Source organism: Parasphingorhabdus cellanae (genome assembly GCF_017498565.1).
GTDB classification, from domain to species: Bacteria; Pseudomonadota; Alphaproteobacteria; order Sphingomonadales; family Sphingomonadaceae; genus Parasphingorhabdus; species Parasphingorhabdus cellanae.
In genome coordinates, this window is the sequence record NZ_CP071794.1 from 3,468,492 (window position 1) to 3,491,600 (window position 23,109).

Consider the following 23,109-nt stretch of genomic DNA (forward strand, 5'->3'; position numbering starts at 1 on the left):
ACCCTTTTGCGCCAACGTGGTGCGGCGCTATAGATTCCGGTTTTCCGAACTAAAGATCAAAAGCTTGGCGAGACATGATCTCGACTGATTTATTCTCGAAGACCGCGTCGCCCAGTTCCGCTTTCTTTTCGGCCAGCAACTTGTCGCGGTCTTTAAGCATCTCGACAATCGGTTCATTAAACACAGCCACCGCAGCGGTGAGCCAATCATTGACCAGCGGATCGCCTGGTGCCTTGTTCATGGAAAATAGCTTAAGCCGCGAGGCAATCGCTTCGGCGGGCATGAAATATTCGTAGGTCACCCAATAGTTGGTCGTGAACCAGCTCAGCGGCATGCCGTCAAGGTCAAAGCTCAATGCTCCAAAATGCACGACGCCTTGGGTTGGTTTGCCATTGGGTAGTTTCTTGGGAGGTTCATAAAGCGCGTCTACGCCTTTGAACATGTCCAGCGGCAGGAACATATGAAAATGGCCATGTTCGCCTTCTTCACGCTCCTCAGGCTTGTGCGCGTGGTAAAACCAGCGAGACTTGTTGCCGGGTGCAACACAGTCGCCCTTCGGATAATGTTGGTACTGAACGAAAGGGGCGTCTGCCGGTACCACTCTGGGTACTAGCGAGACGCCCTCTTTAGCTATCTGGCCCGTAAGCTCAAACAGCCTTTCTAATGCATTTTCCAATGCTGAATAAGCTAAGCTTACTCGGTAACTGCGTCTGCAGCAGCACAAGCGGCGTCGCCAGCAGCTTCAGCAGCACACTCAGCAGCACATGCAGCACAGCCAGCAGCACAAGCAGCGGCATCACCGGTTGCGTCAGCGGCACATTCAGCAGCACATGCGGCACAGCCAGCAGCGTCTTCAGCGGCACATGCAGCACATTCAGCTGTTGCAGCAGCATCTTCAGCTTGCTCAGCACAGGCTGAAAGAGCAGGAACTGCAAGTGCAAGTCCGCCAGCTACTGCCAGCATCTTGCGGAAACTTGTTTCGTTAGACATTAAATATCCCCTTTGGAATGAACTAGACTTTCTCCTCTATCTGCAAAGATACGGCAATGGCAAGTCTATTTGTGTGTTATCCAAAAAAATGGCTGAAATTGCGGTTTTTTTGGGCAATAAAATAGTTAATTGCCTAAAAACCAGGCGATAAATCGGTCCGATTCTCTGCCGATTTCCCGCTCTATTTCTCTGCGCCACGAATTTTCCCCCACTGCCGCGCGACGGTATACCCAAGATAGCCGGTTCCGAATAAAGCGTAAAGCGGTTCGGGAATGCCCGCGAGATAGGCATTCATCCCGCTGGCAATATCACGCGCTGCTTCAGGTCGAACAGCCGCAATCAGGCCCATGGGTATCGACCAGAGCAGCAAAAAATACATTACGTAGAGAAAACTTGGCCGGGCCCGACTGGTCCAGGGGTCGGTAGATTGTGCTTCTGCTAATATTGCAGACATCTGGATACGAACTTGTTCCATTTCCTGGCTGCTTTCAAGCTTGAGCAGCTCCAGCTTGGCAAGGTCGCGGGCTTCCTTATCCGGAATAATCTTATCGATGATTTTCGCAATAGGTCCGATGAGAGGGGAAAGTAGAGACATGGATTTTATTCCTTTTTTGGATGGGGGAAGCGGGGAAAACATTTCGCAAAGTTCACACAATTCACACTGGGCGGATCTAACAAGGCAAACCTGCGTTTCAGACATTTTCTGTTTTTGATTTAGGAAGCTCTGGCTGCGCATCGCCATCAACTTTACCCCTTAAGTTTACAAAGTGTACAAGGTTCAGGAAGCGCAATTAATTGCATTATGACCTAACACGATTGGCGAGCCAGCCATAGAGAAAAGCCTCATTCGCCGGGCGTTGTTCTGCGAGTTTGATATAGCGCTCACCTTGAAGAGCTTCGACGGCCTTCAGCAAAACCATCTCGCCGCTTGTGCCGCGCTTGCTCAGAAATTGCTGCAAAGCGCCGATGGTCTGTGGCCCGATTTTCCGGTCATTTTTAATGTCGCCAAAGTCCTGACCGTTGCGATTAAGTGCATTAAGCGCTCTTTGCAAAAAGCCGATAGCGATAGTTGGTCCCATATTAATGCCGGTATCGAATAGTTCTTGGGCCAAGTGCGGCGCATGGGCAGCAATTTTGTCGAATCCGGGACGCGACCAGTAATTGCTTTTATAAATGGCGACTGCTTCAACATAGGGGAAATGCCGCATATCGCCGGTATATCCATGGCGGCGCGCCACCCTTTCAGTCACACCCCAGCGCGTGGGGCCACCGCGGTCGGCCGGGTGGTTGGAATAGTCGCCTTCAATCGCGATCACTTCATCAATCAGTTTGTCAATTTGCATATTCAGCAGCCTTTCTCTTAGAGGAAGGTCATAAATAACCTATTTGGTTACTTGTAGGAAAGAGCCAGTTTGCCAGTTTGGAATTTAATTGACTGATTAACTGCATTCAGGCCTATTCTTATCTCGTTTTTGACAAGCGATTCGCCAGATGGGTCGTGAAAAGAATATTTAGGAGCTGGTAAATTGAATTTTGATTTTTCTGATGATCAGAAATTCCTGCGTGATGAAGCACGCAAATTTCTCGAAGCCCAGTGCACCAGCGCCGATGTCCGGGCGGTACTTGATGATGACGCGATGAGTCACAATGACGAGGTCTGGCAGAAAATCGTCGAAATGGGTTGGTTAGGCGCGGCTATTCCAGAAGAATTTGGGGGGCTGGGCCTTGGCATGCTTGAACTTTGCGTGATTGCAGAGGAGTTGGGCAGGGTATTAGCTCCGGTGCCCTTTGGATCGTCAGCCTATTTCTTTGCCGAAGCGATTAAACTGGCCGGGACCGAGGAGCAGAAAGCAGAGTTTCTGCCGAAAGTGGCCGATGGCAATATTGTTGGATGTCTGGCGACCACCGAAGGTCCTGGAGCATTGACCGCATCATCCGTGCAGACAGTCGCAAAAGACGGAACGCTTTCTGGCACCAAAGTTCCGGTGACGGATGGCGACATAGCCACCCATGCCGCGGTTCTCGCAAAAGAAGGCAGTGGCGCTGGCATCTATATAGTGGCGCTGGATCAGGATGGCGTCTCGCGAAAAGCCCTGAAAACGATAGAGCCGACGCGGAGCCATGCCGAGATTAAATTTGATGGTGCATCTGCTACGCGATTGGGCGATGAAACTGGCAATGGCATGACTGTTCTCGACCAGGTGATGAATCGCGGCGCGGTATTATTGGCCTTTGAACAATTGGGCGGAGCTTCGCGCTGTCTGGAGATGGCAACGGAATATGCCAAAGAGCGCCATGCCTTCGGACGCCCCATTGGCGGCAATCAGGCGATCAAGCATAAGCTTGCCGACATATATGTGAAAAATGAAGTGGCGCGGTCCAACGCTTATTATGGCGCGTGGGCGCTGTCGACCGATGCGGCCGAATTGCCGGAAGCTGCGGCGGCGGCGCGGGTTGCTGCGTCAGAAGCCTTCTGGTTTGCCAGCAAGGAAAATATCCAGACCCATGGCGGTATGGGCTTTACCTGGGAAGTGGATTGCCACCTCTATTATCGCCGCGCCAAATTATTGGCCGTGCAGGCGGGCAGTCCGGCGGTCTGGAAAGAGAAACTGGTTTCCGCGCTCGAAGCGAAAAACGCCGCGTGAAGATATACGTCATCCCAGCGAAAGCTGGGATGACGGGATAAAATGGAAATGAGGATTTACTGATGGATTTTACCGACACACAAGAAGAAGCAGCGTTTCGTGCTGAAGCCAACGCCTTTTTAAGCCAGCATCTGCAACCCAAAAAGGGAGCGGCGAGCCGGTCGGGCAATTATTTGCAGCGCGCCAAAGATTGGCAGAAGATCAAAGCGGAAAACCGGTTTGCGCAAATCACTTGGCCCAAGGAAATTGGCGGCCGCGGCGGATCGCCGATGCAGCAGGTCATCTGGAACCAGGAAGAATCCAAATTTGATGCGCCGACTGGGCCGTTCGCCATTGGTCTGGGCATGTGCGTTCCGACAGTTATCGCCTTTGGTTCTGATGAACATAAACAGCGCTATGTTCAAAAGGCGCTGTTCGGCGAGGAAATCTGGTGCCAGCTTTTCTCTGAACCGGCCGCCGGGTCTGACGTCGCTGGTCTGAAAACTAAAGCGGTCCAGGATGGCGATGACTGGGTGATTAATGGCCAGAAGGTCTGGACCTCCGGTGCGCATTATTCCGACTATGGCATCCTGCTGGTGCGCACAGACCCGGATGTGCCCAAGCATAAGGGCCTGACCATGTTCATCGTCGACATGAAACAGGAAGGCGTCGATGTGCGCCCGATTCATCAGGCTTCCGGCGGCAGCGAATTTAACGAGGTCTATTTTACCGACGTGCGCATTCCCGATAGCGACCGGCTCGGCGAACCCGGCATGGGCTGGAAGGTCGCTTTGGTAACGCTGATGAACGAGCGGCTGGCCGTTGGTGGTTCGCCGGGTCCGGACTGGGCCGAAATTATGGACTATGCCCGGTCATCCGGTTCGATGAGCGACGCCGCGTTTCGAGCCAAGCTTGCTGACTGGTATGTCGCGGCGCAGGGCTATAAGCTGACCAAATTCCGTACCCAGACCGCCTTGTCCAAAGGCGAAACCCCGGGGCCTGAAAATTCGATCGGCAAGGTGATCACCGCCAATCATCTGCAGGATATCTGCAACAGCGCGATCGAGATGCAGGATCATTACGGGATTATTTCCGACAAGGATCATGCGCCGGCAGACGCGATTTTTCAGGAAAGCTTCCTATGGGCACCGGGTCTTCGGATTGCTGGCGGCACAGACGAGATATTGAAAAACATTATCGCGGAACGCGTACTTGGTCTGCCGCAAGACGTGCGGGTCGACAAGGACAAGCCTTTCTCGGCTTTCTAGGCCCAGCCCTGATCAGATACCCGTTCGCACTGAGCCTGTCGAAGTGCGTCTATGATCTTGAGATGTCCTTTGGCAGGATTAGGAGGAACGGCATTGGAAACGGCCCTACGCCGCAATCAGGTCGCGGACTTCGGCAGCTAGACCATATGATTTTTCGCGTGCGGCTTGGTCGAAGATCGAGCCGCAGACGATCAGCTCATCCGCTTGTGTGCGGTCTAGAAAGGCGCGGACGCCGCTTAGTACCGCGTCTGGTGAACCAACGGCGCTGCCCTGCATGATTTGCGCGAGCATCGACTGCGCTTGCGGCGGTAGGCTCTCACGATAGCCCTCCACCGGCGGCGGCAATTTGCCAGGATTGCCCGTGCGCAGCGCCACGAAACTCTGCATCATCGAGGTGGCGAGATGTTCGGCTTCATCATCTGTATCGGCGGCAAAGATATTGAAACCGCACATGGCATAAGGCTTCGATAATTGCGCCGACGGTTTGAAATCACGGTGGTAAATGGCCAGCGCTTCATCGAGCGCCTGCGGAGCAAAATGCGACGCAAAGGCATAGGGCAGGCCGAGGGCGGCGGCGAGCTGCGCGCCGAATAGGCTGCTACCCAATATATATAGCGGGATTTTGGCGCCTGCGCCGGGTGTCGCCTGAATGCCGAGTGCCGGGTCGCCTTCCAGCAGCGCTTGGAGTTCGACGACGTCGCGCGGAAACTGGTTCGGGTCGGTGTTGAGGTTGCGCCGCATGGCCTGCGCTACGCGTTGATCGGAACCTGGTGCACGACCAAGGCCAAGATCAACCCGGCCGGGGAAAAGCGCTTCCAAGGTCCCGAATTGCTCGGCAATCACCATGGGTGCGTGATTAGGGAGCATGATCCCGCCTGCGCCAATGCGAATGGTCTTCGTACCTGCACCGATATGGGAGAGTGCGACTGAAGTCGCCGCACTGGCAATCCCGGCCATGCCGTGATGCTCGGCCATCCAGAATCGTTCAAACCCCAACGCCTCGCCATGCTGCGCCAGAGCCAGCGAACGATCCAATGCGGTTTTGACGTCGGCCCCTTGGGGCACCGGCGATAGATCAAGGATCGAGAATTTCACCGCTTTATTCATGTTTTACCTCTTTTGTCCCAGCTGACCGGCCACTTTTATCGCATAGCCGCTGGGTACTTTTCGAAAACCTAATGTGGGCAGCAGCAGCGTCCAAGCACGGTCATTCCCGTTCAGGAACAATCGCGCGGTATAAAAGCCATTGCCCTCAAGTTTCATTGTCAATTCCTCCATTCCTGATCCGCTGGTCAGCGGCAGGACGAGCACGCCGTCTTCGCACATCGCATTGCCGAGCAGGCCTTGTTTGAGATCAAGCCCCGGAATATTGGCGTCGAGCGACAGGCGAACCTTGCCGCTGGCAGACTGGCAACGGCCGCCGGCAAAGGCGACGCTGACATTATCCAGCGCGATATCGGATGCGGGCAGGGGCGCGAGTGTTTCTCCGACGCGCAAGACCGTCGTGGCATCCTCCACCAGCAGCGCAGAACCCTGTTTCCCGATCGTAGCGGTGAACCCGGCGTCTCCAGCGGCGGCAGGGCGTTCCAGATCCAATTTTATCTTGCCGGTCAGCAAGGGAAAAAATTGCACGCCTGCATCGAGGTCGCCCAGCGCAAAGGCGCCCAGTTGCGCCTGCTCGATCCGGCCATTCCAGATGCTGCCGCTGATTTCCCGCGCAGAGAATTTCGACCCTTCCAATCCCGCCATGCTGACCGCGAGCTTCAATGGCATGAAGACGAGAGCCAATAGGATCAGCCCGATGACAATCACAATATAGATCAAAACGCGCGGCACCTATTTTCCCATTTATCTCTGATTCACTATCACAGTTCGGGCGTAAACTGATCAAAATAAGAGAAGATTTCCTCTTCATCGCGGCTAGCAGCGTTTCGCCATGTCGGAGCGGATTTTGGATTGAGCAAAGCGCCGCGCGGAGACAGGACCAGCACGGTTGGTGTGCCCTTGATCTTTTTAATGCCAAATCGCTGGGCAATGTCGATATTGCGATCCCGATAACCGACATCAACATAAACGACTTCATATTTGGTTTTCAGCATTGCGGCAAAGCGCGGTTTTTCAAACCATCCGGCAAGCCCGCGGCTATCGTGGCACCAGTTCGCGCCCATTACGAGCAGCACGCGCTTGTCCGCCGCCACGGCGCGGGCCAAAGCGGCATCGACATCTTTCGATGCCTTCGCGTCCTTTTCATACGGTGTGGCCTCGGGATGTTCCGCCGAAGCTTCGGTATCCGGCGCAGCAAGAGCAGGTGCAGCCAACGACAGTCCCACAACAACGAAAAAATGCTTCAACATCTTATCCACCCGCCTGCGCGATCAGTTTCGGCAGGTTCCCCATCGCGGCCATGGCATTGGTACGGAACTCACCCAATATCGCCATTTTTTCTTCATCATCGGGCGACACGCCGAAAATCATCTTGCCGAAACCGTCGAGCCTACTCTGGGCAATCCATTTGTTGACGACCTTGTCCTGCGACCATTGAAACTGGTTCATCATATTGACCATCGTCGCGGCGGGATAGGTATCAATGCCATCGGGCAGAGGAATTGGTTGTCCCAACCGGTTTTTGGTCTCGTCATCATCATAAGTGACTTCGAGAAACGCAGACAGCGCTGCACTGAAAGCCGGTTGCGGCACGCGGATCATCTGCAATGTGATGAGGCCGTCCTGAAATTGCGGCACCACCGGGCGGCGTTCGACGGCGGTTGCGGTGCAATCAATATAAAGCGTCTCCGCCGGCATCGGATAGTCGCCCTCTTTCAGGTGCATGCCGCCCTGATCGATAGTCTCGACATGGCCCATGCGAACAACATTTTTAATCTGTCGCAGTATATCGACTTCGCCCTGCGAGATCGTGGCATAGTGGAACATGCTCGGCTTGGCCTCAGGATCGATGCGCAGCATCACGCCGCTGGCTTCGAGCTTCAGAAAAAGGTCGTCGGCTGTTTCCGCCGCTGCCAGCGCAGCCATCAAATCCCGTTGACCGCCAATCGTTTGGTGAAAAAATTCCTGACCGGGCTGGGTATTGTTCCGATTGAGCAACCAGCTATCGCGCGGACAGACCCAGACAATATCATCCGTGTCCGCTCCAGAGCGTAGTAACCATACACCGACATCCATCGCCGTCTTGCCGGCGCCCAAGATGACAAACTTTTTGGGCAGTGGCCCGGCGCTTTGCCACAGCTGCGGCAAGGCGTTGGGCGGGATCATCTTGGCGCCATCCTTCACTTCGAATTTTGGCGTGTGGGTCGATGGCACGGTGGTGCCATAATAGGTCGCGTCCACTGTTTTCTTGCGGATATTAATCTGGGTTTCCTTGCCCGACAGCAGGGACACAAATTTCCCGTCTCCCAGATAGTCAGACATCGGATGATAGCTCACCCGTCCGCTCGGCAGGAATCTTTGGTGCATCACCTTTTCGAAATAACTGTTCACCTCGGCGCCCGTGGCCAGCTCATAATAGCCCTTGTTGAGGCCGGTCGTGTCGATTTCTCCACTGCCCAATTGGGTCGAGTTCACCCCGTAAAAGGCCGACGGCTGGTGCAAGGACACGAACGGATAAGCGTCATTCCAGTGACCGCCCGGTTTGCCATGCCGGTCGACAATGGTGATATGCGCATCGCTTTCTTCCAGCAACGTATCGGCAAAGGCCATGCCAACGGCACCGCTGCCGATAATCAGATAATCCGTTTCGGCCTGTGCCATATAAGAGTCCCTTCGCTGGATTATCCGATTTCTTAGGGACTAAAAAGCAAGAGGGCAATCATATCGAATTACATTAGCTTCGTCATCGTCTCAAACCGCAAAGGTTCCGCCAGCCAATTGTCATAATTGTCCATCACCGCTTTGGTGTAGGGCTTGGCATGATGCTCTTTTAGAGCCGCTTCATCCTGCCATTCCTCAAACAGGAAAAGATGACCCTGATCTGCATCCGCCAGCACGGTAAACTCGATGCAACCGGGCTCGGCGCGCGTTTCCTCAACAATGGCCAGGATGGCGTCCTGCGCGTCAGTGAAATGTTCAGATTTGGGGACGATTTTGGCGAAGCCGAAAAGGGTGTTGGTCATATGCTCCAGACTTAATGTTTGATTTGTCCCCCCGTTATTCTGAACATTTTTGCCGCGTTGCGGTAGAGTTGCAAGCCAAAAACCACTTGAACCGGAAGTATTATATAGTATGTTATATCATAACATAATGCAAGGAAGATAGCTATGATCAATCCAAACAATGCGCCGACATCACGGTTTTTGGGCGATGTTGGTTTGGAACAGGGCATGCGGGTTCTGGATATTGGCTGTGCGAATGGCCTGTTAACGCGTGAATTGGCTGCGTTGGTCGGCAAGAACGGGCATGTTCATGGGGTTGATAGTGACGAAGACCGGCTTGCAGAAGCCAGAGATCAGCCCGCTGAACTGGACCATGCCACCATCACCTATGAGAATGTTGATCTTTCCGGAAGCCTGCCGGGCTGGGAGCCTTTCGACGCCATCGTTGGTCGCCGAATATTGATGTATCTGCCAGATGCTGAGGAAACCGTACGGCGATTGACGGCGTTGCTCAAGCCAGATGGTTTGATGATTTTTCAGGAACATAGCGCGACCGGCATGCCATTTTCCGCGCGACCCATTCCCCAGCACAAACAAGTCCATGACTGGATCTGGCGAACCATAGCAGCAGAGCAGGGCACCATCACGATGGGTCTCGATCTTCCGAAACTATTCCAGCAGGCGGAGTTAGGCGTTGATCACTATCGCGCCGAGGCGATTATGCTGGGTTCCGGACGCGATCAGGGCATTGAGGATCTCGCCAGCTACATGGTTGGCAGGGTCGTCGATGCGGGGGTTGCTGATAACAGGACGATCCAGCCGGATTGCCTGACAGAGCGTCTGGTCAAGGAGCGCCGCGAGGCCAGCCCGATTGTTTGGGATATGGCCTATCTGATTGGCGGGAAGAGACTGAACTGATCCCCGGTGGAATAGGAATATATTACTCCGCCGCTTCGACCTGTTCTGTCGCCGCTTCAATCTCCGCCGCCTTGGCTTCGACCAGCTTCACGATATGATCGACCATATCGCCATCCGACACATGGTGGTCGGTTACGCCGGAAAGATAGACCATATGTTTGCCCGCGCCGCCGCCGGTAATGCCGATATCGGTTTCACGCGCTTCACCGGGGCCATTGACGACGCAGCCGAGAACCGAGAGCGATAAGGGCGTGCGGATATGCTGCAGGCGTTCTTCCAACGTCTGCACCGTGCGGATCACATCAAATCCTTGCCGCGCGCAGCTGGGGCAGCTGACGACGCGGACGCCGCGGGTGCGCAGGCCGAGGGCTTTCAGCATCTCGTAGCCGACGCGGACTTCCTCTTCCGGTTCGGCGGACAGGCTGACCCGGATAGTGTCGCCAATGCCGGCCCAGAGCAGATTGCCCATGCCGATTGAACTTTTGACTGTGCCGCCGATCAGGCCGCCAGCCTCGGTAATGCCGAGATGCAGCGGACAATCCACCGCATCGGCAAGCTGCGAATAGGCCGCCACCGCCAGGAACACGTCTGACGCTTTGACCGCTACTTTGAACTCGTGAAAATCATGGTCTTGCAAAATCTTGATATGGTCGAGCGCGCTTTCGACCAGCGCCTCGGGACAGGGCTCGCCATATTTTTCGAGCAGGTCTTTCTCGAGGCTGCCTGCATTCACGCCGATACGGATCGCGCAGCCATTGGCCTTGGCCGCATCGACCACTTCCTTGACCCGCGCGGCGCTGCCGATGTTGCCGGGATTGATCCGCAGGCAAGCTGCGCCCGCTTCGGCGGCTTCTATCCCGCGCTTATAGTGGAAATGGATGTCGGCCACGATCGGCACGCGGCTGGCGCGGACGATCTGTTTCAGCGCGGCCGTACTCTCGACATCGGGGCAAGATACCCGGATGATATCGACGCCCGCCTCTTCACAGCGGCGGATCTGGTCGATCGTCGCCTTGGGATCGCTGGTCAGCGTATTGGTCATTGTCTGCACGGTAATCGGCGCATCCCCGCCCACCGGCACGTCACCCACCATGATCTGACGGCTCTTTCGGCGCTCTATGTCGCGCCATGGACGCAAGGAAGGATTATCGGCTGTCATGGGGAACCTGTCACACTATTGCTCGTTATAGGCTATATAGCGGTTTCATGCCGCGGGTGCGAGGGGCGATTGCGTCTTCATCTGAAATAATCACGATATTGGAAAGGAAATCATCATGGGGACCGTATTAATCACAGGCGCCAATCGCGGTATCGGGCTGGAAATGGCCAAGCAATATGCTGACAATGGCTGGGATGTCATCGGCACGGCGCGGGAACCGAATAAGGCGGAAGAGCTGAACGCGATTGCCAATGCGAAGACGATGCAATTGGACGCAGCGGACGATGCCAGTGTTGCGAATTTTACCAGCGAAATTGGCGATCAACCGATTGATCTCTACATCAACAACGCGGGCATATACGGGCCGCAGGAGTTTGATCGCGATGGCTGGCTGGAGCTGCTTAACGTCAATGTCGTGGCGCCGGTCAAGTTGGCCAATGCGCTGAAAGACAATGTCGCCAAGTCGGATGGCAAGAAAATGGTCGTGATTTCCAGTCAGGTCGGCAGCATTGCGGAAAATGAAAGCGGTGACATGATGTATTACCGCACCAGCAAGGCAGCCGTGAACCAGGCGTGGAAATCCCTGTCGAACCAGTGGAAAGATGACGGCTTGACGCTCACCATGATGCATCCCGGCTGGGTCCAGACCGATATGGGCGGTCCTAATGCCGACTTGACACCGCAGGAAAGCGTGAGCGGTATGCGGCAGGTGATCGAAAATCTGGATCATTCGCAGACCGGGGCTTTCCATGATTATAGCGGCCGCGAAATCCCTTGGTAATTCTTCATCCTGCTTGGGCAAAGGACAATGGTTGCGGCTGTTACGATTGATGCTAAACCTTTGCGAAAAGGAGCTGCTTCATGTTCAAATTCTCGTCCATCCTACCCGCTTTAACGTTTGCCGCACTGGCATTTGGCAGCAGCGCCAGCGCGCAGCCTTTTGAAGATGACAGCTGGTCGATCGCCATTCACGGCGGCGCGGGCACGCTAGAACGTGAGAAGATCACGCCGGAGAAGGACGCGGAGATCCGCGCTGCTCTGAACGCCGCCTTGGCTGAAGGTTCCAAAATCCTGAAAGCGGGCGGCAGTGCGATGGAGGCGATCACGGCCACGATCATCCTGCTGGAGAATGATCCCAATTTCAACGCGGGCAAGGGCGCTGTGTATACATGGGATAAAACCAACGAGCTCGACGCCAGCATCATGGATGGCAGCGACCTGTCCGCTGGCGCTGTGGCCGGCGTCACGGCCACAAAAAACCCGATCTTGCTGGCCCGTGCGGTTAAGGACAATAGCCCGCACGTGATGCTGTCCGGCAAAGGGGCCGACCAGTTCAGCCGCGAACAGGGATTGGAACAGGCAACGCCCGATTATTACGCCACGCCGCTTCGGCTCAAACAGATTGAGGATGTGCATGCCAAGGAAGTCAGCGCCGCGGATGTCGATTACAAATTCGGCACCGTCGGCGCTGTTGCGATGGACAGCAAAGGTAATATGGCGGCGGGAACCAGCACCGGCGGCATGACCGGCAAGCGCTGGGGCCGGATTGGCGACAGTCCAGTGATTGGCGCGGGCACCTACGCGCGCAACCGCAGCTGCGCCATATCAGCCACCGGGGCCGGTGAATATTTCATCCGACTGGGTGTGGCGCATGAGATTTGTACCCGTATCTGGACGCGTTTCCTTGCGGTTCGGGATGAAGTGCAAGCGACTGTTCCCACGGATAAAGACGGTGTGCCCGAATATTATATCCACGCGAGCGAATTTGCGCTGCCGCCCGAGGAAGTGCAGAAAATCGCTGATGACGTTATCGCCGAACTTGGCGAGATTGGCGGCACCGGCGGGATCATATTTGCCACCCCTTGGGGTCAGGCGGGCTATAGCTTCAACACCCCGGGCATGTACCGCGGCCGTGCGACCAGCGATGGTGCTATGAGCGTATCGATTTACGGGGATGAGGAATAAAGAACTCTAGTCGACCAGAACCGATAGTTGGTTTTCTGCATAGTCGAAGGCTGCGTCTATGTCAGACTTGATCACCCGTCCTTCGGATAGTGGTGGCAAATTATCCTGATCAAAATAACCGGCAGCGCTGGTCTCCCCGCTTGCGGCCGGAACATCGTCATTTACCTGCTGACATAGAAAGAATAACTTATAAAAATCCCTGAGATCTGGCTCGTAAGCCTGTTTGGCTTTGTGCCGGACGCTGTATAGTCCGACGACTTCTGCCACTATCCCTGCTTCTTCCTCGATTTCTTTAAGGATATTTTCGGATGGAGATAAACCAATATCGGCAAAGCCGCCGGGCAGCGTCCATAAGCCATCCGCTTTTTCCTTAACCAGTAATATTTCGCCTTTTCGGATAATCGCGCCACGTACATCGACCTTGGGCGTGACATACCCGTTGGCCGAACTGGAAACCAGATTGTCGATACGCGAAAGAGGTACATTGCCGAGGGCGCTCAGCATCGACCGGGCAATGCCCTGCATTTCACTATACCGTTCATGGTCAAAAGCATCTTTAGTGAAATGCTGCCCAGTGGTGGAAAGAGCTTCCAGTCTCTTTGCCCAGCGTAACCATTGATCTTCCATCTAATAGCTCCCTCTTAAGAAAACTGTTTAGCAAAATTGAACTGGCTTAGGAATGAACCATCTCAGAGTAGTTATTATCATGTTGATAGACCTACTCCCCCATCGGTGTCGCCGCCTTCGCTGCCTTCGTCGTGACGATATAGTCAAAGCCCAGCACCACAAATTTCCCGAATGTTGATAGGTCATTGATTCCTTTGCTTTCCAACCGGCGCCGGATGGGTTCGAGTGGGATGAGATAATGGCCGGTATCGCCGATCCGGGCGCTGTCTATCTGTGCCGCCTCAAGAATAGGTGTAATGATCTTGTCGTCCACCGTTTTGACTTGCGTATAGCCTTCCGGCGAGGGCCGCATGGTCAGTTGCTCACCGCCAAGACCGCTGAACGCGATGTGCAGCGATTGCATCTTGTTGGCGGCTGCCAGCCCGGGGAGCAGCGATCCGATATCGAACATCTTGGTCGGCGTGGTCCCGCGGCCGAGATGATAAGCACCCATTTTCAGCAGCACGCGCGGCGCAGGTTCTTCTGCTTCATGATATTGCTGTAAAAATAGGCCGTGTATCAGCGCGATGCGGTCGGCATTATTGGCGAAATAGCGCCCGGCATTGTTGTGCTGATAAATGGCCGCGCTTCGTGCCAGCGAGTCAATTATATCTTGCGCCTCTGGGGAGCCAGTAAATTTGGCGCGCAGCTCGGCAAATGTTGCGGGCGGGGCCGATAGCATCAACAGGCTCCCTTGATCAGCGGCGGCTACAGCTGTCAGGTCTTTCTGCAGCAAGCTATTGGCGGCCTCACGCGCAGCCGCATTGGGAGCCATGACTTTTAATTCTTCTAACAGGATCGTCGGCGCGCCGATAAATTCCTGATCAATACCCCATAGATCCACAGCGCCTTCGGGTTCGGCAAAATCATTGGCGAGCAGCGCATCTTCACGGTTGCTGACGAAGGGCAGGGCAATGGGCTTGCCCGCGACCAGAGTGGCGACACCCGTGACGCCATCGGTCCGCAGCGCCTGCTGCACGGCCTTGTTAGACCAGGGACCGATTTCGACGGCATGATAGGTACGGCCGTGTTTCTTCATCTCGGTTGCCAGACCCCGGCCCAGCTCAGGGGCATCCGCAAAACCGTGGTCCTCACCCAGTGCGACAAATTGCGCCTTCTCGATTTCCGCGCGCAAAATATCACCGCCCGGACCGGCAAGACCATCCGGCCCGAAAGAAATTTCCCAGACTGGAATTTCGGGTCCTGTCGCTTTAGACACGTCTTCAGCCGCTGCCGGCGTGGCCAGCGTCAGCGCGCATAAACCCGTCACCGCTGTCAGGAATTTCCGCATATCCTCTCTCCCGTCGATTGTTTTAGTGAGTTATATCACCAATACGGATGATGTAAATGCTCTTAACCCGTGCTGTAACGGTTGTTTCACAAAATTCGTCATCCTGAACTTGATTCAGGATCCAGGGTTGCAGGTCACTAATTGCCGCTCTGGGTGCTGAATCAAGTTCAGCATGACGAAACAGGATAGCACCGTTTCCAAATGCCAAAATACGTCACCGCATCCCGCTGCAAAAGCCTCTGTCCTACATCGCATCGCCGCGCTATGCAGGCGGAATGATGAATATGTGCATTCCCTGTTTCGATGAAGATCGGCCCGTGAAAGGTCACACTGTCGGGGTGATCATCCAAGTAAAATTATCTATTTTTCAAGATCTTGGATCAAAAGTCACAGAAAAGAAATTGGGCCGTTCGTGTAATCTAAATGAGCAGGCGAGAGGGCGATTCAACACATGACATGGAAACTGGAAATTGAAGAGCTGCGAGAGCGGCAGCGGCTGGCGGAAAAAATGGGCGGCGATGAAAAAGTCTCGCGCCAGCACGGGCGGGGCAAGCTTGATGCGCGTGCCCGGATCGCCGGAATTGTCGATGAAGACAGTTTTCGCGAGATCGGCAAGATTGCCGGACGCGGGACCTATGATGAGAATGGCGAGTTTAAAGATTTTGCACCCAGCAACCTGATCTTTGGCCGCGCGAATATCGAAGGCCGTCCGGTCGTCGCCAGCGCCGATGATTTTACCGTTCGCGGCGGCGCAGCGGATGCGGCGCTGCACCGCAAGTTTACCCAATGCGAGAAAATGGCCCATACGCTGGGCATTCCGATGATCCGGATGATTGACGGCACTGGCGGCGGCGGATCGGTCAAGTCGCTCGAAGACATGGGCTTCACCTATGTCCCGGCGGTTCCCGGCTGGGAAGATATTATCAAGAATCAGGAAACCGTGCCGGTCGTGGCTCTCGCACTCGGGCCCACCGCGGGCATGGGCGCTGCACGAACCGTGGCTAGCCACTATTCGATCATGGTGCGCGAATTGTCTCAGATTTTCGCCGCTGGCCCGGCGGTGGCCGCTGCGATTGGTGACAGTCTGACGAAGGAAGAATTGGGTGGCAGCGAGATCCATGCCCGCAACGGCGTCGTGGACGAAGAGGTTGCCAGCGAAGCGGAGGCTTTCGTCACGGCGCGAAAATTCCTGTCCTATTTGCCGAGCAATATTAATCAGCGCGCCGACCGTATTGTCACTGGAGACCCGGCTGGCCGTCGCGATCAGGCGCTGCTTTCTGCGGTGCCGCGCGGCGACAAACAAGTCTATTCCATGCGCAAGATCATGGATTCGGTTTTTGACAAAGGCTCGGTTTTTGAAATGGGCAAACGTTGGGGGCGAGCAGCGATTACCGCCTTTGCCCGGCTGGATGGCTATCCGGTTGCGGTGCTGGCGAATGACCCCAGTTTTCTGGGCGGCAGTTGGGAAGCCAAGTCTTCAGAAAAGGTCGAGCGATTTGCCAAGCTCGCGGACCAGTTCCGGCTTCCCGTGGTGCATCTGGTCGACAATCCCGGGTTTATGATCGGCGAAGAAGCGGAGCGGACCGGCACCATTCGCTATGGTGTGCAGGCGATGAACGCGGTGTATAAGGCAACCGTACCGTGGGCCAGCGTCATCGTTCGCCGTGCTTACGGTATTGCGGGCAGCGCCATGTCCAACGCAGAAAATTTCCAATACCGCTTCGCCTGGCCCAGCGGCGACTGGGGGTCTCTGCCCATCACCGGCGGGCTGGAGGTTGCCTATAAAGCGGATATCGAATCGTCCGAAGATCCCGCCGCGCGGCTGGAAGAGATAAAGGCCAAACTCAATCAGGTGACCTCCCCCTTCCGTACAGCGGAGCAATTTAGCGTGGAAGATATTATCGACCCGCGCGAAACCCGGCCATTGTTATGCGAATTTGCTGATCTGGCGTGGCGCAAATTGGAGATGGGATGACCCAATCGCCCGCCGTGATAGAAAGCTCCAGCTCATTCAGCCTGCCGCAACATCCATAATATTATCACATTTGGAGTCTGTTACGGGGACGGTCGTCTACAAGCCAAATGGCTGAAAGGTAATTTTATGTCCCTTGTGCCTATTTCGAAAATCAATCTCATCCTGTTAGTAGGCCTTTTATTTGCGACGGGCGCAGCCGCGGAAGTTTCAAAACCGGTGGACACGCCGGAACGGTTTTCGGTTCTGGTAACCTACGGCGATGACGTCTGCCCAGAAGCGGAGGCCGACGAAATCATCGTGTGCGCCAAGCGGCCGGAATCGGAGCGCTACCGGATTCCCAAAGATTTACGAAAAGTGGAAGAGGAAAGTAGCGGCGAACAGAGCTGGAGTTCAACCGTGGCCTCTCACGAAGACGCTGCCCGAGCAGGCCGGCCGAATAGTTGCTCGGTAAATGGAACAAACGGTTGGACAGGCTGTCAGGCTGCGCTTTTGCGCCGATGGTTTGATGAACGCCGCTGAATAATTGGTCGGGACGAGAGGATTCGAACCTCCGACCCCACACACCCCCAGCTGAAAAATTGGAGGTTGGGAGGAGGCTCAGCTAGCTATGCTCTATCTGTCGACCAATGCATTTCAACACTGTTGAGCCTGATAATTTGACCTTTGCAATGGTGGATGGCTAATCAGGTTAGCCCACTTGATTTAAGCTCAACAATGCTTCTTTGCGTGCTTTGGTATTCCGTTCCGATACCTTCAAAAACTTTTCGACTATGTTGTCAGGTGCGGTATCAGGGGAACCGCTGTTAAAGGGAGGGGCGGGGTTATACTCCTGGCCCAGCTGAATCATCTGCGCACGGTCTTTGCCCCATAAATGTGCAATAAGATAAAGCGCGAAATCGATCCCTGCTGTAACGCCGCCACCGGTTATCCGGTTACGATCTATTACCACGCGCTCATTAACCGGTTCAGCTCCAACAATGGGGAGCAGGTCCCGGCAGGTCCAATGCGTTGTTGCTTTGTACCCTTTCAATAGTCCTGCAGCCCCGAGAGCCAGCGCGCCCGTACAAACAGACGTCACCCAGTCGGCGCTTGTGCCAGCCTTTTTGAGAAAACCCAGCGTATTTTCATCCAATAGAAGCTTATTGATTCCTGGGCCGCCGGGGATGAAAAGCATATCAAGAGAAGGTGCGTCAACAAATGTGACATCCGGCACCACACGGCATCCAGAATCTGTTGTTATCAATTCTGAGCTCTGCGCAATAAGCTTTATGTCAACTGCTGGAATTCGAGCCAAAGCATCCATTGGGCCGACCAGGTCGAGATTAGTCATATCATCAAATATGACCATGCCAACAACAAAGCGTTTCTTGGACACAGACTCTGGAATGGTCGTTTCATTTCTCATAGTTTCTCTCTCGTTTTTTCTTACCGGCACTCCAGCAAATAGGGGCTGGGTAGCGGCCGCGGTGAGTAAACTGCTCAGGGCAATGAAATGCCGCCGGTCTATATTATAACTCATCAGGAAAGTTTCAGACGGGCAGCGGCATTTTCTGCCGCAACCCGAGCAGCTGCATCCATGCCTTGGCGGCTTTTGCGCATAGAGGCTGTTCGCTCAGGTCCTGCTTCTTCCGGAGAACCATTTTTGAAAGGCGGCTGGGGTGTATATTCGATAATAAGCTGAATACGTTTGGCTGCCTCTTCGTCTTTTAGCTTTGCCGCTAGCGCCAGACCAAAGTCTATTCCCGCAGTCACGCCGCCGCCAGTAAACCGGTTGCGGTCCTGCACGATGCGTTGGTTTACATGACGCGCGCCAAATAATGGCAACAACTCTGCAACTGCCCAATAGGATGTTGCATCATATCCATCCAGCAATCCTGCTGCACCCAACACCAGGCTACCGGTGCAGACACTTGTCACCCAATCAGCGCGAGACCCAAGGTCGGCAACAAAATCACACACTTCAGGATCTTCCATACAGGCGGTGGTCCCAATGATACCGCCGGGCACAAAAAGAACATCCGGATCGCGGTTTGCATCAGCAAAACTATGCGTAGGAGCCATTGGAATTCGTAAGTCTGTTGTGACAGGCTTTGTATCTTTCCACACCAATTCAATATTGCAGCGCAATATGTTGAATACAGTCATGGGTCCAATTAGATCCAAAGCGACCATTTTGGGGTAAACAAGCATAGAAACTTTCGGAGCATCCTTTGGAATAGCTCGCATTTTCCGCATATGCTCCTCTTTCGTTTCCTTCATTTCAGTTGTCGCCGCTTGTGCCGGCAAGGCTGCACCTGCGGCAAGCATGGCGCTTAAACTCATAACCTGCCTGCGATCAATTTCGTTTGTCATAATAAATTCCTTGATAAATCAAATGTGGAACGATGGTTCCACTTCAGTGCCCGGTCACATAAACAGATGAACCGATCCCAAATAACTGGCTCGGAGATCTATCTGCTTTTGACGACCTGCCGGGCTTGCCAGCATAGAATGTTTAGGATTTAAACCGGAGGCGCATGCGCATGCGGGCGGATATATTTAGGTTCACTTATCTCATCAGATATGACCGGCGATAATCTATATACGAAATCCTGAGCGGCTGATTTTGAACGAACTGGACCTGCTGTGTCGCTTGTGATTGACGGTGAAGTAAGCAGCCCGAATGAACAGAGCTTTTGCTTTCCTTCGCCATGGCTACCGTCATTTTCCGAGCGTGATTGATTGTCTTGCTCGTCCGGTATTCTAATTAATTGTGTTGCGTTCTTTGTGCCGTTGCAGAGACTGACAACCAGCGCTGTGCCTTTTGCTTCAACCATATAGCCTGGAGGTACTGCCACCTTAGCTATAGTGAACAACATGATAGCTAAGGCAAAAAGCCAAGCCTGCTGATCTAAAAAGAGACGGAACCTAGTCACAAACATATCTCATGATTTACAAAGATCCAAAATAATCATTGGGCACTTATCTAAACATATCCGCGTTTCATTATAACATGGAGCTGATCCTAGCACCCGATAGTTTCAGCCCCAGATGCTCTATGTAGGCTAAAGAACAGCAGCGATAGCTTCGGCAACATACTTGACATTGCTTTCTGTCAATCCTGCTACATTAATACGGCCAGATGTCGTAATATGCACATGATGCCCTTCTCGAATTTCTTTCACCTCGGAGGGAGTGAGTCCTAGCATTGCAAACATGCCTTGGTGATCTTTCAAATAGGAAAATTTATCTGCTCCTGCGGCGGTCATATAGTCTACCAGCTTCTGCCGCATCGATGAGACACGCACACGCATTTCCTCAAGTTCGAAGCGCCATTGCGCTGCTTTTCCTGTGTCAGATAATATGCTGGCGATTACCGCAGCTCCGTGATCGGGTGGCATAGAATAGTTGCTGCGGATTAGAGGCATTAGATGGCCTTTTGCTTTTTCAGCGGCCGCACTGTTCTCGCCGACAATAGTGATAGCCCCAACTCTTTCACGATAGACAGCGAAGTTTTTTGAGCATGACGAGGCGATGAGCGTTTCCGGTAAATTATCGACAAGGTTACGCAGCGGTGTCGCGTCCTCGTCGAGACCCTTGCCAAAGCCTTGATATGCAAAATCAATCAAAGGCGTCGCACCTGTTTTTTCAAGTAGCTCGGATACCGCTTGCCATTGATTTTCGTTGAGATCAGCGCCAGTCGGATTATGACAACATCCATGCAATAATAGAGTGTCTTCGGCTGTTAAACCTTCGAGGCTGGCCATCATTGCATCGAAGGTCAATTTTCCAGACGGCACATCATAATATGGGTACGTAACTAGCTCCAAGCCCACGGCTGGAAATATTGCTTTATGATTTGGCCAAGTTGGCGTTGGAATAAATACCCGACCTTCAGGCTTTAGCTTTTGCAGCAGACTTGCTGCGGCCCTGACTGCACTCGTACCACCTGGGGTCTGGACCGTGCGAGCCCTGTCGGTACGACCAGAGTTGCCTAGAACAAGCTTTCGGATCTCATCATTGAATAGTGAGTTTCCTGCAGACGATATATAGGCTTTTGTAGGCTGATTTCTAACCAGATCCTCCTCAGCTTCTTTGATCGTTTGGAGAATTGCAGCGTGTCCGTTTTCATCCTTATAGACCCCGATACCCAGATCTACCTTGTTTGGACTTTGATCGCTTCCGAACAATTTGGCCAACCCCAAAATTGGATCTGCGGGCGGGTCTTTTAGTGTTGAAAACATAAATTTTTCCATTCAGCGATAATTGAGAAATCAAACTAGTTTGTTGCTTAGTGTCTCGCATAGTAAGATCAAATCACGATTGACGCAACAGAATTATGCTGATAGATGCTCGAAAAATCAGGTTCGCCTCGATGAATGATGCCTTCATTTTGTGATTTCTACATCAGAAATATCTCGAATTCTCAATCATCTGGCGCTCATATTATTTGATACAAAAACGAAACCTCCCCTTTGCTAAGGAGCAAAAAAGATAATGAGCAATATTAAAGACCACTCAACTGTTCCAATATCGGGCGCCAAGAAAATGAGCGGCGGTGATGCTTTGGTATTGGGGCTCCACCGGTGGGGTGTTGATACCATGTTTGGCGTGCCCGGGGTTCAGTTGGATCATCTGTTTGATGGATTGTACCGTAACAAGGGCGACGTCCGCCTGATCCACACCCGTCATGAGCAGGGTGCGGCATATATGGCTTTTGGTTATGCTACTTCAACAGGAAAGCCCGGCGTATGTGCTGTTGTTCCCGGTCCTGGTATATTAAACGCTGGCGCGGCACTGTCGACTGCTTATGCTTGCAATGCTCCCGTTCTCTGCCTGACTAGCACCATCAATAGCGCTCTAATCGATCGCAAATATGGCGCGTTACATGAGGTGGACAATCAGGAAGGCATTTTGCGTTCTCTTACTAAATGGACTGGTCGCGCTGCTCACGCTAGCGAGATTCCTGGCTTAGTAGATGAGGCTTTCCGTCAGTTGTTGACTGGTCGTCCACGCCCAGTTGCATTAGAGATTCCACCAGATATTTTGGCGCAGCAAGCAATGATCGCGTATCCAAAAGATCTCCCAGATCTTACTAGTCCGGCTGTGGATCAGGATTTGATTGAGAAAGCTGTTGCACTTTGCCGCGATGCCCAGAATCCGATGATCGTGGTTGGCAGTGGTGCGCAGGGAGCCAGTGACCAAATTTTGCGCCTTGCGGAAATTTTGCAGGCACCGGTAGTAAGCCGTCATATGGGTCGGGGTGTGCTGCCTTACGGACATGATCTTGCCATTCCGGCTGCTGCTGCCATCCCACGATGGGCAGATGCTGACCTAGTGATTGGTATTGGTACACGTTTGCAACAATTACGCGAATGGGGTCACGATAGTAAATTGAAGGTGGTACGGATAGACCTTGACCAGGCTGAAATGCAGCGCGTTGTCCCAGCAGATGCGGCAATATGCGCTGATGCTGCCGTCGGCACGGCAGCTCTTGTAGAGAAGCTTGAAAGCGCGAATATCAGCAATGCCGACAGAACAGCGGAATATGCAGCGGTCAATGCCGATTTCCGCAACGCGATTGTTGAAGAAATGCAGCCGCAAATGGGTTATCTTGACGCTATACGAGCCGAAATGACACCAGACGATGTCTTTGTCGACGAGATGACCCAAGTGGGTTATGTATCGCGGTTTGGAATGCCTATATTGAAGCCGCGTACTTATGTATGTTCGAGCTACCAAGGTACCCTTGGTTACGGCTATGCCACAGCGATTGGCGCGCAGGTGGGTGCTGGTACTCGCCAGGTTATCTCTATTAACGGCGATGGAGGTTTCATGTTCACGATGCCTGAGTTGGCAACAGCTGTTCTGCACGAAATACCGCTGATAGCGATTGTATTTGCAGACGGTAATTTTGGGAATGTTCGTAATATTCAAAAAGGCGCCTATGGTGGCCGCCTTATTGCATCGCATCTGCACAATCCTGATTTTGTCGAATTGGCGAAAAATTTTGGAGCGACGGGATTGCGCGCGCACAATCCGGAGGAATTGCGTGAAGCTATCCGCGAAGCAAAAGCTGCCGGTAAGCCAGCCTTGATCGAAGTGCCTTATGACATAGATAATTCGGCTTCGCCTTGGAAGCATGTGCACGGCCGGAAAGTAAGGTAA

At 53.5% G+C, this 23,109-nt stretch carries 24 protein-coding genes; 8 read left to right on the forward strand and 16 right to left on the reverse strand.

Features of this window, described 5'->3' with window-relative positions; genetic code table 11:
• Positions 1–49: 49 nt before the first annotated feature.
• The 4 genes from J4G78_RS16690 to J4G78_RS16705 form a co-directional block, all read right to left on the reverse strand.
• Positions 50–676 (reverse strand): DUF6969 family protein, encoded by a 627-nt coding sequence (locus J4G78_RS16690; protein ID WP_207987627.1) that lies wholly within the window; start codon positions 674–676, stop codon positions 50–52.
• The gene (locus J4G78_RS16695; protein WP_207987628.1) at positions 648–935 is read right to left on the reverse strand and encodes a hypothetical protein; all 288 of its coding nucleotides are present in this window, start codon (positions 933–935) and stop codon (positions 648–650) included. Before J4G78_RS16695 ends, J4G78_RS16690 begins: the two co-directional genes overlap by 29 nt.
• Before the next feature lie 236 nt (positions 936–1,171).
• Positions 1,172–1,585: a holin family protein gene (locus J4G78_RS16700; RefSeq protein WP_207987629.1), complete on the reverse strand. Its 414-nt coding sequence runs from the start codon at positions 1,583–1,585 to the stop codon at positions 1,172–1,174.
• Between the two features lie 205 nt (positions 1,586–1,790).
• Entirely contained in the window at positions 1,791–2,333 is a 543-nt protein-coding gene (locus J4G78_RS16705; RefSeq protein ID WP_207987630.1) for a glycoside hydrolase family 108 protein, read from the reverse strand.
• A 183-nt stretch (positions 2,334–2,516) separates the two neighbouring features.
• On the opposite strand from J4G78_RS16705, the gene J4G78_RS16710 reads away from it, so the two are divergent.
• Both J4G78_RS16710 and J4G78_RS16715 read left to right on the forward strand, forming a co-directional pair.
• Positions 2,517–3,635, forward strand: coding sequence for an acyl-CoA dehydrogenase family protein (locus tag J4G78_RS16710; protein ID WP_207987631.1), 1,119 nt, complete (start codon positions 2,517–2,519; stop codon positions 3,633–3,635).
• Positions 3,636–3,697: 62 nt separating this feature from the next.
• Positions 3,698–4,882 carry an acyl-CoA dehydrogenase family protein gene (locus J4G78_RS16715; RefSeq protein ID WP_207987632.1) on the forward strand — a complete coding sequence of 395 codons (1,185 nt, stop codon included), beginning with the start codon at positions 3,698–3,700 and terminating at the stop codon, positions 4,880–4,882.
• 105 nt (positions 4,883–4,987) lie between these two features.
• On the opposite strand, the gene J4G78_RS16720 is transcribed toward J4G78_RS16715, so the two are convergent.
• The 5 genes from J4G78_RS16720 to J4G78_RS16740 all read right to left on the reverse strand — a co-directional run bounded on the left by J4G78_RS16720 (position 4,988) and on the right by J4G78_RS16740 (position 9,009).
• Positions 4,988–5,989 carry an LLM class flavin-dependent oxidoreductase gene (locus tag J4G78_RS16720; protein WP_207987633.1) on the reverse strand — a complete coding sequence of 334 codons (1,002 nt, stop codon included), beginning with the start codon at positions 5,987–5,989 and terminating at the stop codon, positions 4,988–4,990.
• A gap of 3 nt (positions 5,990–5,992) precedes the next feature.
• On the reverse strand, positions 5,993–6,718 hold the full coding sequence (gene gspN, locus J4G78_RS16725; protein WP_207987634.1) for a type II secretion system protein N: 726 nt from the start codon (positions 6,716–6,718) through the stop codon (positions 5,993–5,995).
• Between the two features lie 29 nt (positions 6,719–6,747).
• Positions 6,748–7,236, reverse strand: a complete 489-nt coding sequence (locus tag J4G78_RS16730) for a thioredoxin family protein (protein WP_207987635.1) — start codon at positions 7,234–7,236, stop codon at positions 6,748–6,750.
• Between the two features lies 1 nt (position 7,237).
• Complete coding sequence (locus J4G78_RS16735) at positions 7,238–8,647, reverse strand: NAD(P)-binding protein (protein WP_207987636.1); 1,410 nt, start codon at positions 8,645–8,647, stop codon at positions 7,238–7,240.
• A 68-nt stretch (positions 8,648–8,715) separates the two neighbouring features.
• Positions 8,716–9,009, reverse strand: a complete 294-nt coding sequence (locus J4G78_RS16740) for a putative quinol monooxygenase (RefSeq protein WP_207987637.1) — start codon at positions 9,007–9,009, stop codon at positions 8,716–8,718.
• A gap of 144 nt (positions 9,010–9,153) precedes the next feature.
• On the opposite strand from J4G78_RS16740, the gene J4G78_RS16745 reads away from it, so the two are divergent.
• Positions 9,154–9,906 carry a class I SAM-dependent methyltransferase gene (locus J4G78_RS16745; protein WP_207987638.1) on the forward strand — a complete coding sequence of 251 codons (753 nt, stop codon included), beginning with the start codon at positions 9,154–9,156 and terminating at the stop codon, positions 9,904–9,906.
• A 22-nt stretch (positions 9,907–9,928) separates the two neighbouring features.
• On the opposite strand, the gene ispG is transcribed toward J4G78_RS16745, so the two are convergent.
• Positions 9,929–11,065, reverse strand: coding sequence for a flavodoxin-dependent (E)-4-hydroxy-3-methylbut-2-enyl-diphosphate synthase (ispG, locus tag J4G78_RS16750; protein WP_207987639.1), 1,137 nt, complete (start codon positions 11,063–11,065; stop codon positions 9,929–9,931).
• A 115-nt stretch (positions 11,066–11,180) separates the two neighbouring features.
• On the opposite strand from ispG, the gene J4G78_RS16755 reads away from it, so the two are divergent.
• The gene (locus J4G78_RS16755) at positions 11,181–11,846 is read left to right on the forward strand and encodes an SDR family oxidoreductase (protein ID WP_207987640.1); all 666 of its coding nucleotides are present in this window, start codon (positions 11,181–11,183) and stop codon (positions 11,844–11,846) included.
• Between the two features lie 80 nt (positions 11,847–11,926).
• The gene (locus J4G78_RS16760; RefSeq protein ID WP_207987641.1) at positions 11,927–13,030 is read left to right on the forward strand and encodes an isoaspartyl peptidase/L-asparaginase family protein; all 1,104 of its coding nucleotides are present in this window, start codon (positions 11,927–11,929) and stop codon (positions 13,028–13,030) included.
• 6 nt (positions 13,031–13,036) lie between these two features.
• Here J4G78_RS16760 and J4G78_RS16765 read toward each other — a convergent pair whose 3' ends face one another.
• Together J4G78_RS16765 and J4G78_RS16770 are read right to left on the reverse strand one after the other, a co-directional pair.
• The gene (locus tag J4G78_RS16765; protein ID WP_207987642.1) at positions 13,037–13,657 is read right to left on the reverse strand and encodes an NUDIX hydrolase; all 621 of its coding nucleotides are present in this window, start codon (positions 13,655–13,657) and stop codon (positions 13,037–13,039) included.
• A 91-nt stretch (positions 13,658–13,748) separates the two neighbouring features.
• Positions 13,749–14,987, reverse strand: a complete 1,239-nt coding sequence (locus tag J4G78_RS16770; protein WP_207987643.1) for a hypothetical protein — start codon at positions 14,985–14,987, stop codon at positions 13,749–13,751.
• A 451-nt stretch (positions 14,988–15,438) separates the two neighbouring features.
• Between J4G78_RS16770 and J4G78_RS16775 the strand changes: the two genes are divergently transcribed.
• Both J4G78_RS16775 and J4G78_RS16780 read left to right on the forward strand, forming a co-directional pair.
• Positions 15,439–16,962 (forward strand): acyl-CoA carboxylase subunit beta, encoded by a 1,524-nt coding sequence (locus tag J4G78_RS16775; RefSeq protein WP_207987644.1) that lies wholly within the window; start codon positions 15,439–15,441, stop codon positions 16,960–16,962.
• 126 nt (positions 16,963–17,088) lie between these two features.
• Positions 17,089–17,481 carry a hypothetical protein gene (locus J4G78_RS16780; RefSeq protein ID WP_243457138.1) on the forward strand — a complete coding sequence of 131 codons (393 nt, stop codon included), beginning with the start codon at positions 17,089–17,091 and terminating at the stop codon, positions 17,479–17,481.
• 169 nt (positions 17,482–17,650) lie between these two features.
• Here J4G78_RS16780 and J4G78_RS16785 read toward each other — a convergent pair whose 3' ends face one another.
• The 4 genes from J4G78_RS16785 to J4G78_RS16800 form a co-directional block, all read right to left on the reverse strand.
• Complete coding sequence (locus J4G78_RS16785; RefSeq protein ID WP_207987645.1) at positions 17,651–18,367, reverse strand: DJ-1/PfpI family protein; 717 nt, start codon at positions 18,365–18,367, stop codon at positions 17,651–17,653.
• A 113-nt stretch (positions 18,368–18,480) separates the two neighbouring features.
• A complete protein-coding gene (locus J4G78_RS16790) occupies positions 18,481–19,314 on the reverse strand; it encodes a DJ-1/PfpI family protein (protein ID WP_207987646.1) in 834 nt (277 codons plus the stop codon).
• Positions 19,315–19,463: 149 nt separating this feature from the next.
• A complete protein-coding gene (locus tag J4G78_RS16795; RefSeq protein WP_207987647.1) occupies positions 19,464–19,877 on the reverse strand; it encodes a hypothetical protein in 414 nt (137 codons plus the stop codon).
• A 129-nt stretch (positions 19,878–20,006) separates the two neighbouring features.
• Positions 20,007–21,185: an amino acid aminotransferase gene (locus tag J4G78_RS16800; RefSeq protein ID WP_207987648.1), complete on the reverse strand. Its 1,179-nt coding sequence runs from the start codon at positions 21,183–21,185 to the stop codon at positions 20,007–20,009.
• A 253-nt stretch (positions 21,186–21,438) separates the two neighbouring features.
• On the opposite strand from J4G78_RS16800, the gene J4G78_RS16805 reads away from it, so the two are divergent.
• Positions 21,439–23,109 carry a thiamine pyrophosphate-dependent enzyme gene (locus J4G78_RS16805; RefSeq protein ID WP_207987649.1) on the forward strand — a complete coding sequence of 557 codons (1,671 nt, stop codon included), beginning with the start codon at positions 21,439–21,441 and terminating at the stop codon, positions 23,107–23,109.

Coding starts and splice junctions, on each gene's coding strand:
- J4G78_RS16700 (WP_207987629.1), bottom strand. CDS start 1,585: ATGTCTCTACTTTCCCCTCTCATCGGACCTATTGCGAAAATCATCGAT.
- J4G78_RS16705 (WP_207987630.1), bottom strand. CDS start 2,333: ATGCAAATTGACAAACTGATTGATGAAGTGATCGCGATTGAAGGCGAC.
- J4G78_RS16715 (WP_207987632.1), top strand. CDS start 3,698: ATGGATTTTACCGACACACAAGAAGAAGCAGCGTTTCGTGCTGAAGCC.
- J4G78_RS16720 (WP_207987633.1), bottom strand. CDS start 5,989: ATGAATAAAGCGGTGAAATTCTCGATCCTTGATCTATCGCCGGTGCCC.
- J4G78_RS16730 (WP_207987635.1), bottom strand. CDS start 7,236: ATGTTGAAGCATTTTTTCGTTGTTGTGGGACTGTCGTTGGCTGCACCT.
- J4G78_RS16735 (WP_207987636.1), bottom strand. CDS start 8,647: ATGGCACAGGCCGAAACGGATTATCTGATTATCGGCAGCGGTGCCGTT.
- J4G78_RS16740 (WP_207987637.1), bottom strand. CDS start 9,009: ATGACCAACACCCTTTTCGGCTTCGCCAAAATCGTCCCCAAATCTGAA.
- J4G78_RS16745 (WP_207987638.1), top strand. CDS start 9,154: ATGATCAATCCAAACAATGCGCCGACATCACGGTTTTTGGGCGATGTT.
- ispG (WP_207987639.1), bottom strand. CDS start 11,065: ATGACAGCCGATAATCCTTCCTTGCGTCCATGGCGCGACATAGAGCGC.
- J4G78_RS16755 (WP_207987640.1), top strand. CDS start 11,181: ATGGGGACCGTATTAATCACAGGCGCCAATCGCGGTATCGGGCTGGAA.
- J4G78_RS16760 (WP_207987641.1), top strand. CDS start 11,927: ATGTTCAAATTCTCGTCCATCCTACCCGCTTTAACGTTTGCCGCACTG.
- J4G78_RS16765 (WP_207987642.1), bottom strand. CDS start 13,657: ATGGAAGATCAATGGTTACGCTGGGCAAAGAGACTGGAAGCTCTTTCC.
- J4G78_RS16770 (WP_207987643.1), bottom strand. CDS start 14,987: ATGCGGAAATTCCTGACAGCGGTGACGGGTTTATGCGCGCTGACGCTG.
- J4G78_RS16775 (WP_207987644.1), top strand. CDS start 15,439: ATGACATGGAAACTGGAAATTGAAGAGCTGCGAGAGCGGCAGCGGCTG.
- J4G78_RS16780 (WP_243457138.1), top strand. CDS start 17,089: ATGTCCCTTGTGCCTATTTCGAAAATCAATCTCATCCTGTTAGTAGGC.
- J4G78_RS16785 (WP_207987645.1), bottom strand. CDS start 18,367: ATGAGAAATGAAACGACCATTCCAGAGTCTGTGTCCAAGAAACGCTTT.
- J4G78_RS16790 (WP_207987646.1), bottom strand. CDS start 19,314: ATGACAAACGAAATTGATCGCAGGCAGGTTATGAGTTTAAGCGCCATG.
- J4G78_RS16800 (WP_207987648.1), bottom strand. CDS start 21,185: ATGTTTTCAACACTAAAAGACCCGCCCGCAGATCCAATTTTGGGGTTG.
- J4G78_RS16805 (WP_207987649.1), top strand. CDS start 21,439: ATGAGCAATATTAAAGACCACTCAACTGTTCCAATATCGGGCGCCAAG.